Below are 14,929 nucleotides of genomic sequence, written 5' to 3' on the forward strand. Positions count from 1 at the left end.
CTTTTGTTCAAAACCCCTGATTTTACTATTAAAATCCTTACGTTTTCAGGGGTTACATATTATTAATCTTTACGTTTTATCAGTTTCTTAAAGGAATTCGAAATAAAACACTTAAAACACTACGTATTTTACTTTCCCCTTCGTCGAAAATACTATTCCACAACCTTAAAATTTAACTTTTGTAAATCTGTAGAATTCCCGCCTACCATAACTTCAAAGTCACCAGGCTCCACGACACGCTTCATTTCTCTGTTCCAGATAGATAATTCATCAGCCGTTAATGTAAATTCTACTTTTTTGGTCTCTCCTTTTTTAATAAACAACCTTTTGAAACCTTTTAATGTTTTTCTTGGAGTCGTTACACTACTATATACATCCTTAATATATAATTGTACGACTTCATCTCCATCATAATTTCCTGTATTTTTAACATCTACACTTACTTTCAATTCACTGTCGGCTTTAATTTCTTTGGTGTTAATAGCAAAATTTGAATATTCAAACTTGGTATAACTTAAACCGTAACCGAATGTGTATAACGGATTTTCGCTTTCAGAAACATATCTGTGAATTGCAGATGGTTTTTGGTTATAATATATAGGTAGCTGCCCAACTGATTTTGGAACTGTAATTGGCAATCTTCCACCTGGATTATAATCTCCAAATAAAACATCGGCCACAGCTCTTCCTCCTGCTTCACCCGGAAACCAGGCTTCGACAAGTGCCGGAATATTTTCGCTAATCCAATTTGTTGAAAGTGGTCGACCGTTTAACAACACACAAACTACAGGAGTTCCTGTTTTTTGAATCGCTTCGATCAATTCCTGTTGCATTCCGTGTAAGTCTAAACTCGCTACGTCTCTGTTTTCTTCAACCAATTCATTTGATTCTCCTAAAACCACAATCGCAACATCTGCTTTTTTAGCAATATCTATAGCTGGCTGAAAGTTTACTTTTTCTAAATTCCAACGCAAGTGCGCTCTGGCTCCCCAGCCGCCTTCCCACATTTCTATGCGGACTTTGTATTTTTTACCTGCTTCAATATTTTTTGGCGTTGTCACCATACTTGTAGCACCTTTTGTCCAGTTGTCGATAACCAATTGATCATCAACCCACATTCTGATTCCGTCATCTGAACTTAAACCTAACCAGCCGTCAAATGATTTTTCTGATTGAATATAACCTGTCCAACGAATAGAGAAATCATCATCTGTAACGCCATCGCCAGGAGACCAAGGCCAGTCAAATTCCAATTGACTATCAATACGCGTTAATACCGGATTTCCTTCTACATTTCTATTATTGAAATATTCTCCTTTTAATCCGTTTTGAGAACCATCAGGAGTAAATAAAAATTTCGACGGAATAATTTGTCCTTTTACAATTAAAGAAACACCTTCTTCATAAAGCACATTTGTTTTTGCACCGGCAACTTGCTTAATGCCTTCAAGAACCGTAGTTCCTACTTTGTTTTTTACAGCATATCCCCCTAATCTCGATGCATCAGCATTTGGTCCGATAACGGCAACTGTTTTAATATCTTTGCTTAAAGGCAAAATATTATTATCATTTTTCAATAAGATAATAGATTTTCGACCCGCTTCTAAAGCAGCTTCCTGATTTTCTTTTGTATGAAAACGCTCTTTAATTAAGTTTTTATCTGTGTATGGGTTTTCGAATAATCCCAATAAAAATTTCAGCCTTAAAACACCGCCGGCAGCACGGTCAATTTGCTCCATTGTCAGTTTCTTTTCGCTTACCAATTCTATGATGCTTTGTTGCCAAAATTCATTCGTAAAATCATAAAACTGCATATCAACTCCTGCAGCAACCGCTTCTCTAATACTTTCTTTTGGAGAGTTCGTTACATAATGTGTCGTTTGAAGGTATTTAATCGCGCCTAAATCTGAAACTACAATTCCTTTAAAACCCCATTCTTTTCTCAAAACATCTGTCAATAACCAATGATTTGCAGCACAAGGAATTCCGTCTAATTCAGAATAAGCACACATGGTTCCCAATGCTCCGCCTTTTCTAAATGCTTTTTCAAATGATGGAAGATGATCTTCACGAGCCGAACGTTCTCCCACTAAAATTGGAGATGAATTTCCTCCCGCTTGCGGAATTCCGTGAACAGCGAAGTGTTTTGGTTCTGAAATTATAGTACGATCTGATCTTAAATCATCGCCCTGCATCCCTTTAATCATCGCCAAACCAATCTCGCTGTTTAAGTAAGCATCTTCTCCAAAAGTTTCTGCAACTCTTCCCCATCTTGGTTCGCGACCTAAATCTAAATTTGGTCCTAAACCAAAATGAACTCCGTGCGCTCTGGCTTCCATGGCAATTACTTTACCTACTTTGTCCATTACATTGGTGTCCCAGGTTGCGCCCAGACCTATGTTCATCGGGAAAGCCGTACTTCCGTCATCCAGATATCCATGAAGCATCTCGCACATAATAAGTGCCGGAATTCCCCATTTGTTATTTTTAATTACTTCACTTTGAAGGTCGTTGATCATTTTTGCCGAACGAGGATAAAGATCATGAATCGCTCCAATTCCTAAATTTCCAATTTTGGCATTAGATTTTGATTTAGAAAAATCTTCTTTTTCTTTAAAAAGTTCTCCTCTGTACATATCCATTTGGCGGGCTTTTTCCTCCAAACTCATTCTACTTAACAAGTCTTTTACCCTGTCTTCAACAGGTAATTTTGAATCTTGGTAAGGGTATTTTTTCTGCGCATGGCTCTGGTTAAAAAAACCTACAGCCATTACGAGGATAATGGCTGTTTTTTTAATTCTTAATTGTAACATAGTTGTGTGTTTTTAATTTTGAATCACTTTTAGTGTTTTTCCATTCACAAAATCTTCATGAGAAATGAAAAAGCTATTTAGTGTTTTTCCGTTTAATTCAATTGAATTGATTTTTCCATCAGTATTGATTTCTTTTTCAATTACAATATTTTCTTTTTTATAATATTTTGGATCTAATTTGATGGTTATTTTATCAAACATTGGCGTTGTAATGGTATAAATTGGATCTCCCGGAGAAATTGGATAAATTCCCATCATAGAGTATACCAACCAAGCCGACATTGTTCCGGTATCGTCATTTCCAGGCAATCCTTTTGGTTTATTTTGAAAATATTCCTTCACCAGTTTTTTTACCATTTCCTGCGCTTTCCATTCGTCTCCTTTTACATAATTAAACAAATAAGGATTTGCAATATCGGGCTCATTTGCCATATCAAATTGTTTGATGTCGAATACTTTTTGCAATTGGTCGGAAAACTCTTTTTCACCGCCCATTAATTTGATTAATCCTTTGATATCATGCGGCACCATAAAAGCATATTGCCACGCATTTCCTTCGATAAAACCAACATTTTCTTCAAAGTTTGCTCCGGATACAGGATCAAACGGTTCATACCATTTTCCGTTAGCCGTTCTTGGTCGAAGTAATTTTAAATCGCTGTCATATAATTTTCGGTAGGATAATGAGCGTTTCGTAAAACGGTTATAATCATCTTTTTTACCCAAAGCTTTCGCTAAAAGTGAAATCGCATAATCTGAAGTATTATATTCCTGTGTTGTAGAAACTGGTCCACGATAATTAGTTGACAAATACCCTTTTTCAATATATTCTTTTAGCCCCGGACGCAACGGATTATTTTCGATTTGATCTGCACCTTTTAACATTGCATAATAGGCTTTGTAAATATCAAAATCCTGAATTCCCTTTAAGCAGGCATCAACGATAACAATGCTCGCCGGATCGCCTACCATCGTAAATGTTTCTGTCGAATTTAATTCCCATTTTGGCAGCCAGCCGTTTTCATCATACATTTCTAACATGCTTTTTATCATATCCGATTGTTGTTTAGGATAAACTAAAGACGTTAACGGATGCATATTTCGATACGTATCCCATAAAGAAAATGTGGTATAGCGAGTATCTTCGGTTTTAGCAATCTTGGTTCTTTTTATTACAGGATACTCTCCGTTATAATCGTTTAAAGTATTGGGATGAATTAAAGTGTGATATAATGCGGTATAAAAAATCGTTTTATCGTCTCCAGATCCGCCTTCAACTAAAATCTTCGAAAGTTCTTCATTCCATTCGTTGTAAGTGTCTTTATAAACAGCTTCAAACGATTTGTTTCCGGTTTCTTTTTCTAAATTTTCTCTTGCATTTTCAACGCTCACATACGAAATTCCAATTTTTACCTCAACAGTTTCCTGTTTATTAAATTTATAGGTAAAATAAGTTCCAATACTATCGCCAACAACCGTTTTAATGGTATTGTCCATCATTCTGGTTTTGCCGTTGTAGGTCATCCATTGCGCTTCTGTACCTTCATATTTTGATGGCTTTTTCCAAACGCCGAATTTATCTGCCGGTTTTGAAAACTTCGCCACAAAATATACAGGATAAGCATCTTCGGGACTATTATAACAAAACGAACCAACGGAACGCATTCCTTCAATTTCTGTAGAAGAAACCACTTTTACCATCGCACCTTCTTCATTGGTTAAACCTAAACCAAGATTCAGTAAAATATTCGATTGTCCTTTCGGGAAAGTAAATTTGCTTACGCCTACTCTTTTTGATGCTGTAAACTCAGCTTTTACATTGTATTTATCAATATCTACACTGTAATAGGCAGCTTTTGCAACTTCGTTTCTATAGGCTGAACCGTATTTTAAATGATTGGTTTCAACAGCTCCCGTTGTTGGCATTAGTATTAAAACCCCTAACTCCGGACAGCCAACGCCGCTTATATTAATCTGGCTGAATCCTGTTAAAAATGTATTTTCATTTACATAAGGATTCGAAAGCCACTGACTGTCTTTTTCTAATTTATTTTGCTTTCCGGCAACATTAAACGGACTAATACTAGCCATTCCTCTTGGCGCAATTGGTCCCGGAAAAGTGGCTCCGTAATTTGAAGTTCCGATAAACGGATTTACAAAATCAGCGGGCTGCTGCGCAAAAATACTGATGCTAAAAAACAGCATGTAAAAAATACATGCTGTTTTTATAGTTATCCTTTTGTTTAAAAACATATTCTTTTTTCTATCTGTTAATAGCTTCAATTTTTAAAGTCCATGCCTCTTTACAAGGTAAATTGTTTCTCAAGCTTTCCGGAATTACAACTTTAAAACCTTCTGCTTCTTTTGTCCATTTCAAAGATGTTTTTGAACCTAACATTGTGATTTTTGTTCCTTTTTTAGGATTGATAGCTTTCACTGTAACTGTTGCAGGAATTTTATCTTCTCCTTCTTTAGCCAAATAAAACAAGAAAACATTTCCGGTTTTGTTTTGCGTCATACAAATATTTTCTTCTTTAAAAGGTTCGATTGGTTTTGTGTTATAAATCGCTGTGCTGTTTACTTTCATCCAATCGCCGTAAGCTGCCAATAAATCGTACGCACCTTGCTGCCATTCTCCTTCAGGGCTTGGAGCAACATTCAATAATAAATTTCCGCCTTTTGCAACAACATCAATAAGCATATGAATTCCTTGTCTTCCGGTTAAATATTTTGCATCCGGAGTATAAGACCAGCCACCTCCAGAAGTAATACAAGATTCCCACGGGTAAGGCAAGGTCTTTTCAGGAACTCTGTTTTCAGGAGTTAAGTAATTTTGGTTTTTTCCGTGAACCGCTCTGTCAACCACAATTAATCCCGGTTGTTTTTGACGTGCTTTTACAACCAATTCATCCATTTTAGGATCCTGATCTACAACTCTGTGTTTGATGAAACCATTTTTAGATTCGTTTTCTGCGAATTTTTCTTCGTAGTTTTCTTTTAGGTTTTGTTGGTCTCTTTTTCTAACCCATCCACCATCTAACCATAAAATATCGATTTTACCGTAATCAGATAATAATTCTAAGATTTGATTGTGTGTAAAATCAACATATTTCTGCCATTTTTCAGGATATAAAGACGGATCGTAATTTACGTTTCTGTCGAAAGGAGGAAAATAAGGATCCCAGTAATTTTCGTTATGCCAGTCTGGTTTAGAGAAATACGCTCCTGTTGAAATATTTTCGGCTCTAAAAGCATTAAAAATTTCTTTGGCAATGTTTGCTTTTGGGTTTGTACTAAAAGCACATCCTGCGTCGGTTACCTTATAATCAGAATATTTAGTATCATACATATTAAATCCGTCATGGTGTTTTGTGGTAAAAACCATGTATTTCATTCCTGCATTTTTAGCGGCTTTTGCCCATTTCGCAGGATCAAATTTGGTTGGATTAAATGTTTTTTTCAAGCCTTCATAATCTTTTACATATTGATTATAATTAGCTGGATTGCTTCCTTTTTTACGCTCACACCATCCATAATCTTCTGGACAAATAGACCATGATTCTACAATTCCCCATTCGCTATATGTTCCCCAGTGCATTAACAATCCGAATTTTTTGCCTTGCCATTCATCTAAATTTTTCAACACCAGCGGATCCGTTTCCGGTACATAGCGCTCATCTTCGTAAATGGCTTGTGAAAACATTTGAACCGAAAATAAAAGTGCGATTATGAATATTCCTCTTTTCATCTTTAATCTGTTTATTGTTTATTATTCTTTGTTTTTGGTATTATGCGTAATCAAAGCTTTGTCAAAGTTTTAAACTTTGACAAAGCTTCTGCGTGTATTTAATTCACTAAAATTTCATCAACAAACAACCATGAAGATTCGCCTTTTGGGCTTTTCTTCAAGTTATAGGCGATTACTTTTACAAATCTTGCATTTCGTTTTTCAAAACTGATTTTAAAATCTTTCAACTCCGAACTTACATTCGCAGCATACGGACGTGTTATTTTTCCAACCTCTTTATAGGTAATTCCATCATTCGAAACCAAAACTTTTATCTGAGTTGGGAAATTAACTCCTGCGCCCTGACTTTCTAAAGCTCCAATGGTTACTTCCTGAATACTTTCTTGTTTTTCAAGATCAACTACAAGTTCCATATCGTTTACCAACCAGGCTTGCCATTGTCCGTCATGAAAATTCTTCGAACCCCTAACGGTATTAATCATCGTCGTTTTTCCGTCTCCTTTATAATTATCATTAAAAGGAGTTAAGTAACTTACTTTCTTGGCAAATCCTTTATGAAAAATAATAGTATCTATAAATGTTTTTCCAACTGGTTTATCATCCTGAAATAAAGATGCTTTAAGAATAGTAGTTTCTTTAAATTCAATTGGACTTGTATATTTTATTGGATTATGTTCGATGTTTTTATCTCCCAAAACATAGCGAATGTCAGGGTTTGGAAACTCATTTTTCAACGTGACATTAATTTGTTTTTTAGCCAAATCTGCAGTTGAAGAAGCAGTTACCAAATAAGCACTTTTTGCATAATTGATTCCTAAATAATTGTAACGCTGCATTAACGAAATCAATCTTGGCGTAAAATCATTCCAGTTACGGCTTTCTTTTGTACTCCATAAAGTTTCTGATAAAGCGGCCAATCTCGGGAAAATCATATATTCTGAATCTTTTGGCCCAGGTAGATGTTCTGCCCATAAATTTGCCTGTCCGCCTAAAACATGTTTGGCTTCTTCAGGGGTCATTCCGGGAACAACCGGATCAAATTTGTACACTTCATTCAAAGGATTATAAGCATCAAAAGCTACAGGTTCTTCGTTTTGAGGACCTTGGTAAAAATTAAAATAGCACGGAGATTCTGGTGTCATGATCACATCGTGACCTTGTTTTGTGGCATCAATTCCGCCTTGTGTTCCTCTCCAACTCATTACGGTTGCATCAGGAGCCAAACCGCCTTCTAAAATTTCATCCCATCCAATGATTTTTTTGCCTTTAGAATTGATGTATTTCTCCATTCTTTTTACAAAATAACTTTGTAATTCGTGGGTATTTTTCAATCCGTTATCTTTCATTCTTTTTTGGCAGTTCGGACATTTTTCCCAATTGGTTTTTGTCGCTTCATCACCTCCAATATGAATGTATTTTGATGGAAAAATGGTAATCACTTCATCAATTACATTTTGCAAAAATTCAAATGTTGTTTCTTTTCCTGCACAATAAATATCTGTAATAGGCCATAATCCGCCTGACGGAACGCCAATACGCTGATCAAAACAAGCCAGTTCCGGATATGATGCAATGGCACTGCTTACGTGCGCCGGCATTTCGATTTCCGGAATAATTTCGATGTTTTTTGTTGCTGCGTATTTTACAATTTCTTTTAATTCTTCCTGCGTTAAAAATCCGCCATAAGTTCCTTTTTCATCCGGATTTGTAGTTAATCTTGCATTCCAGGCAAGGTTTTCCTGATCCACTCTCCAGGCTCCTACTTCGGTTAATTTTGGATATTTTTTTATCTCGATTCTCCAGCCCTGATCGTCTACTAAATGCAAATGCAAAACATTCATTTTGTGCATTGCCAAACGATCTATGGTTTCTATAACGTAGTTTTTATCAAAGAAATGACGTGATAAATCGAGCATTAATCCTCTCCATTGAAAACGAGGCTTATCATTTATAACCACATTTGGAATTTGCCATTTTTGGTTTGGCAGCGCATTTTTACTTTCGATAACAACCGGAAGCAATTGTCTGATACTTTCTAAAGCATAAATAAAACCTGCATTTCCTTTTGCCGTAATTGTAATATTTTTAGAATTTACATCTAATATATACGCTTCTTTTTCTAAATTCTGATCGACTTTAAACTGTATAAAATTACTTTGCGGAACTGCCGTAGAAAGCTGAGGACGAAATCCTCCTGCTTTTTCAAACTTACTGATCAAAGCATTTGAAATATCTTTTTGAAAATCTGTAACTGCTACAAATTTTGTCGCAGCAGAAAATTCAAAAACACCTTTATTAATTAATAATTGCGTTGGTTTTGGTATAATCTGAATATCCTTTTCTGTATATATTTTTTGGCTGTAGCCGAAATTAAAAACAGTCAGGAAGATTACGATAAGGAATGGTTTTAAAACCCTCATAATTGAATTATTTTATGGATGGTGTAATTTTAAATTGATATTGATACGCTTTTTCTTCAAGCAAATATTTTTTCATCGGCCAGGCTTGCCAGCTGTCGATTCCGCCCACTCCCATTTGTTTCGAATCGATTTTTAAACTGGTTAAATCTCTTTCTTTCAATTCGGCAGCGTGTCTTTGGTCTTTTTGCAATCCATCGTCTAAATCTTCATTTAAAAAATGTAAAGCCGTAGTTGCCAAAAATTCATCTGATGTCACTTTTATTTTCAGTTTATCATTTGATAATTCTAACCAGCGAACTTCTGTTTTATTTCCGGTTTCCTGCGGACGGATATAAGGATAATATTGTTCTGAAACGGTTTGATTGTAAATTCCGACTTGTGAACTGTAATTTCTGTCGATGTAATTTTCCTGTGGACCTTTTCCGTAATAAGTAATTGAGCTGAAATCTTTCGGCAAAATCATTTCCATACCAAATCTTGGCAGCATTGGTATTTCTTTATTTTTATCGATATTCAATTGTTCTTTTACGTTTAATTCTCCGTTGCTGTTGAATTCGTAATTTAAGATTATTTTTGAAGAAACAGTTGGTAAATTATACGTTGCTGTTACTAAAATTTTATTGTCTTTTGTTACAGAAGATACCCAGTTTACAAGTATCGGGTTTTCTGTTGCATCTTTCCAGACTTTTAAATTCACCTGAAAATTAGCTCCAAAATCATTGTCGTTTGGCGCTCTCCAAAGGTTTGGTCGCAATTGGTATCCATCCTTTAAAATAGGCTCATTATTGAATGTATAACCTGTAATAAACCCTGTTTTTTTATCAAAAGTTATAGTCGTTTTGTCACTTTTAAATACCGTTGCATTGGCTTGTTTTTCTATTGAAATTTTTCCTGTACCCGCGATTTTTATATCATTTTTCCAGGTTCCGGTAAGAGGCAATTGGTCTGTTGCAATTTGAAATCCTTTTGGCAAAAACGGTTCCTCTTCTTTAATGTGATATGTTACCACAATAAAAGCTTCCTGAAACTCTTTTTGCTCTACATTAACCGGAAGCTGATACGTTTTAGTTTCTCTTGGTTGTATGTCTAAATTATCAATTGTTCCCATTGCATCATCTTTTCCGTCCAAAACCAATTTCCAATGTAAACTAACATTGCTTAGATCTTTAAACGAAAATTCATTATATACTTTAATAGTTGCTGTTGTTTTATCTTCCCACGAAGTTAAAATATTTTGCATCACATTTCGCATTTCTAATGCATGTGGATTCGGTTTTCTGTCAACTGTGAATACACCATTATTTACGAAGTTGTTGTCGCTTTTTACATCTTTTGGTCCAAAATCTCCACCGTAAGCCAAAATGCGAGTTCCATCTTCCGTTGTTTTATAAACAGACTGATCGATCATATCCCAAATAAATCCTCCCTGAAAGTTTGGATATTTACGAATTACATCCCAATAATCTTTGAAATTCCCCATAGAATTCCCCATCGCGTGCGCATACTCGCATTGAATGTAAGGTCTTGAAGGATTTGGATTTGCCAAAATATATTCTTCCATTTTGTTTGGAGAACTGTACATCGGGTCAATAATATCAGAATCCCATTCAAATTTTAAATCTTTTCCGTCCCATGCTCCTGCTGTCGCTCTTTCGTACTGAATTGGTCTTGATTTATCTCTGTTTTTTATCCACAAATATCCTCTGTAAAAATTATAACCGTTTCCGGCTTCGTTACCCATACTCCAGATAATTACCGAGGTATGATTTTTATCTCTTTCGATCATACGCTGCATACGCTGAATGTGCGCTAATTCCCAATCTGGTTTGTTCCCCAAAGTTTTGGTAATATCGTAACCCATTCCGTGCGATTCTATATTTGCCTCATCAACAACATAAATTCCGTATTTATCGCATAATTCATAAAAATATTCATCGTTTGGATAATGCGACATTCTTACCGCATTGATATTAAATTGTTTCATTAATTTAATATCTTCTTCCATTCTATCTCTTGAAATGGTTTGTCCCGTAACCGGATCAACTTCATGACGGTTTACCCCTTTTATGTAAACTGCTTTTCCGTTTACTAAAAGTTGTCCACCTTTGATTTCTACTTTTCTGAATCCAACATTTTGATTGATAACTTCAATAACGTTTCCTTTTTTATCTTTTAAAAGAAAACTTACCTGATACAAATTCGGAATTTCTGCACTCCATTTTTTAGGATTATTTACTGCGAAATCAAATGTTTGTTTTTCGCTTAAAGCGGAAATAACTTTTGAAGTAATAATTTTATCGCCGTCTTTTAACTGAACATCTAAAGTGTAACCGTCTTTTGTATTTAAATTTGAAAATTCCGTCGAGATTTTTAAAGTTCCGTTTACATAAGAAGCATCTAAATCAGGAATGATTTCGTAATCTTTTAAATGCGCTTTGTTTCTGGCAATCAAGTAAGAATCTCTTGTGATTCCGCTCATTCTCCACATGTCCTGACATTCTAAGTACGAACCGTCATTCCATTTCATAACCTGCAAAACAATGCTGTTTTTTCCGGTTTTTACGTATTTATTCAGGTTGAATTCTGATGGCAGTTTTCCATCTTCACCGTAACCTACATAAACACCATTTACCCAAACAGTAAGATTTGATTTTGCTGTACCAATATGAAGAAAAATATCTTTTCCTTCCCATGATTTGTCAATTGTAATTTCTCTTCTGTAAACTCCTGTCGGATTGTATTTTGTGGGTACAAACGGCGGATTTGGTGCCATTAAATAATCAAAATCGTAAGTCGTATTTACATAAACAGGATATCCGTAACCATTAACATCCCAGCTTGCCGGAATTTTGAAGTTATCCCAGGTTTTATCATCAAAAGTTGTTTTTTCAAAATCTTTTGGGAGTGCAGCCGGGCTGTCAACATATTTAAATTTCCAGGCTCCGTTGATATCTAAATAATTTTTAGATTCTCTCCATTCATTTTTAGCTGCCAATGCTTCATTTTCATAAACATAATAAGCAGCGTGCATGGGCTCTCTATTATCTTCATTGATTTTTTCATTTTGCCAAAAAGGAGTTTTATCCTGTCCCTTAACCGAAAATATTGAAGCTATTAGTAATAGTAATATGGATATTCTTTTTTTCATTATTTGTATTTTTATTCTCTCTTTGTATTTTTTTAAAACACATAGAACATAGATTTTCAAGTTAAAAAAAAAGGTGTGGGGCTTTAATTCTAATCTTATGAGAGAGTAAAATCTATGTTTTTTCTATGTGTTTAAATTTTAGTTTATTCAATTTTCTGCAAAATTTGTCTTTTCGATTTCTATGATAAATCATTTTTTTAGGAGCAAATCCCGCTATCCGTTGCAATCTTTTGCTCCATTTCATTACACAAAAGGATTTCCACTTCTATCGGGGCTAGGGCAATCATTTTCATAAGAAATATTTTCGTCTACTTTGTCATTTCGGCGGAGAAATCACATAAAGTGAAGACATATAGTACGTCGCTCTCTGGATGTGATTTCTCCGCCGTCGAAATGACAAAAAGGTTATTAAATGCGCAGGAAAAAAATCCGCTTTATCTGCTCAATCCGCGTCATCCGCGTTCCATAATCGCATTCCTATTTATCCCACGACATTTTAAATTTTGCATCTTCCATTCTGTGTCCGTTTTCGTCATCAGAAACGGCGTAGTTAAAACCGGATCTTAAACTGTAACCAGCGTGTTCTCCATTTTTATTCAAAGCGATAAAACCAACCTGAAGATATTCCATGTCTTTGTGGTTTTTATGCTTGTTGTAAATACGTTCTGTAATTTCTTTACAGGCGTCAAAAGGCGATTTCCCCTGACGCATTAATTCTACAACCATTGCACTTCCTGCAGTTCTAATAACGGCTTCACCTAAACCAGTTGCCGCAGCGGCGCCGACTTCATTATCCAGAAAAAGACCCGCGCCGATTATTGGGGAGTCACCAACGCGTCCGTGCATTTTCCAGGCGGCGCCACTTGTTGTACAGCCTCCGGCAAGATTTCCATCTTGATCTAACATTAGCATGCTTATCGTATCGTGATTTTCGATATTAATCACGGGTTTATATTTTGAATCTTCCAACCATTTTTTCCAGTCTTTTTCAGATTCCGGAGTTAACAGGTTCTCTTCTTTAAATCCTTCTGATAATGCAAATTGTAAGGCGCCTTGTCCGGCCAGCATGACGTGAGGGGTATTTTGCAACACTCTTTTTGCAACCGAAATGGGATGCATAATTCCCTGTAAAAAACATACTGAACCACAATTACTATTATGATCCATAATGCAGGCATCTAATGTAACTTTTCCTTCGCGATCCGGATATCCTCCATAACCAACACTGCGGACATTCGGATCTGCTTCAGGAATTTTCATACCGGCTTCGAGCGCATCTAAGGCTGATTTTCCGGCTTTTAATTCTTTCCAGGTTTCCTGATTAGCTGGCAAACCGTGATTCCAAGTTGAAATTACGACTGGCTTTTTTGTCTTTTTCAAAGGATTTTCTATTTCCTCTTTTTCATCTTCCCTGCTATTTGCAAATCCGCTATAGCCTAAAACTGAACTTACGGCCAATGTGCCTAAAGTTGTTTTTTTGATAAAATCTCTTCTATTTGACATATGCTTATTTTTTAGTTGAAATCCCTGTGATATTTTATTTTTGTTGAGTTCTTTACAATTTATTTTAACACATAGAAACATAGTTCTCAATATATAAAAAAGTCCTTTTACTTAAAATAAATCTAATAGTTGTATGCGAAAAAAATAGGATTTATAAAAATGACTTTTAATTTAAATCTATGTTTCTATATGTTAAACAATCTTCTAACTCTTTATTTTAAACCGTCTTTTGTTTCTTTGATGGTTTTTAAATTACTTGCTGTTAAAGCATTTCCGTCAAAAAACGAAACTCCAGTGGCTCCATTATCTTTTGCCAATAAAATTGCTTCTTTTAATTCTTTATCTGATTTTAAACCCGGAATATAAATTCCTGTATTTATTTTTGTCTTTTTATCTTCTAAATCGGCAACGCCTTGTTTTGTTGCGTAACCTACCCAGTCAATTTCTTCGTCATAAAAACTATGGTAAATCATTGGATAAACTTCGTCGATATTCCATTTGTCCCAACGCTGACGTACCATATGATCTGCCATTTCAGGATAAGGAAATACGGCTGCAGTTAATTGTTTATTGTGTTTGTGAGCAATTTTATACGCATCATCAACAACTGCTTTTATGGCATTTAATCTGAAGTTTTTCCACTCCATATCAATAGAAGTGTTATGACTGTTTTTTGGATTTTTATGATGGATTTTTTCGAATGCTTTGATACATTCATCACAATAACAAAAGTCGAATTGAGGTAATTCTGTGTCCTGAACTAGGTTGTATTTTGGCAATAAACTTATTGGTAAAAAGATATCCGGAAAACGAATATAATCTAAGTGAACGCTTTCGATTCCGTCTACTTTTGCTAATTCTTCTACCAAATTTAAAACATGATTTCTTGATTCTTGTCTTGTTGGACACAACCATTGGTAATAATCTACATAAGGACGATTATCAAAACAAGATTTTCCGTCTTTACTAACCTGATACCAATCCGGATGCTGTAATGCAATTGAATCTCCGGGTCTGTTCATAGCCATAATCCAGGCGTGAACTTTTAGGCCTTCTTTTGTAGCCAGAGGCACTAATCTTTTTAAGAGTTTTGGGTCTGTTGATGTATTGATTAATACTTCGTCGATTCCGCCATCTTTATATTTTTTAAATTCTTTGGTATAATCTGCATCTGATTTTTTAGGATCTGCAGTGGTCCATACGCCAAATTTAAAAGTGGTTGGTTCTTCTTTTTCAACACATGAAAAAAGGCTCAGCGTCAATAAAAAAAGTAATAGTTTTGGTAGTTTCATAGTTG

Annotated in this window: 7 protein-coding genes; all 7 read right to left on the reverse strand. The window is 35.2% G+C overall.

Annotation, left to right across the window (positions count from 1 at the left end):
• Nucleotides 1-152: 152 nt before the first annotated feature.
• The gene (locus ACZZZT_RS22300; RefSeq protein ID WP_463461993.1) at nt 153-2,813 is read right to left on the reverse strand and encodes a glycoside hydrolase family 3 protein; all 2,661 of its coding nucleotides are present in this window, start codon (nt 2,811-2,813) and stop codon (nt 153-155) included.
• 12 nt (nt 2,814-2,825) lie between these two features.
• Nucleotides 2,826-5,066, reverse strand: coding sequence for a GH92 family glycosyl hydrolase (locus ACZZZT_RS22305; RefSeq protein ID WP_463462483.1), 2,241 nt, complete (start codon nt 5,064-5,066; stop codon nt 2,826-2,828).
• Between the two features lie 10 nt (nt 5,067-5,076).
• A complete protein-coding gene (locus tag ACZZZT_RS22310; protein ID WP_463461994.1) occupies nt 5,077-6,561 on the reverse strand; it encodes an alpha-L-fucosidase in 1,485 nt (494 codons plus the stop codon).
• 98 nt (nt 6,562-6,659) lie between these two features.
• Nucleotides 6,660-8,981: a glycoside hydrolase family 20 protein gene (locus tag ACZZZT_RS22315; RefSeq protein WP_463461995.1), complete on the reverse strand. Its 2,322-nt coding sequence runs from the start codon at nt 8,979-8,981 to the stop codon at nt 6,660-6,662.
• Between the two features lie 7 nt (nt 8,982-8,988).
• Complete coding sequence (gene lacZ / locus ACZZZT_RS22320) at nt 8,989-12,129, reverse strand: beta-galactosidase, LacZ type (RefSeq protein WP_463461996.1); 3,141 nt, start codon at nt 12,127-12,129, stop codon at nt 8,989-8,991.
• Between the two features lie 477 nt (nt 12,130-12,606).
• Entirely contained in the window at nt 12,607-13,632 is a 1,026-nt protein-coding gene (locus ACZZZT_RS22325) for an isoaspartyl peptidase/L-asparaginase family protein (RefSeq protein WP_042566710.1), read from the reverse strand.
• Between the two features lie 212 nt (nt 13,633-13,844).
• Nucleotides 13,845-14,924: a putative glycoside hydrolase gene (locus tag ACZZZT_RS22330; protein ID WP_463461997.1), complete on the reverse strand. Its 1,080-nt coding sequence runs from the start codon at nt 14,922-14,924 to the stop codon at nt 13,845-13,847.
• Between the last annotated feature and the right edge of the window lie 5 nt (nt 14,925-14,929).

It is taken from the genome of Flavobacterium sp. AC274 (genome assembly GCF_979258275.1).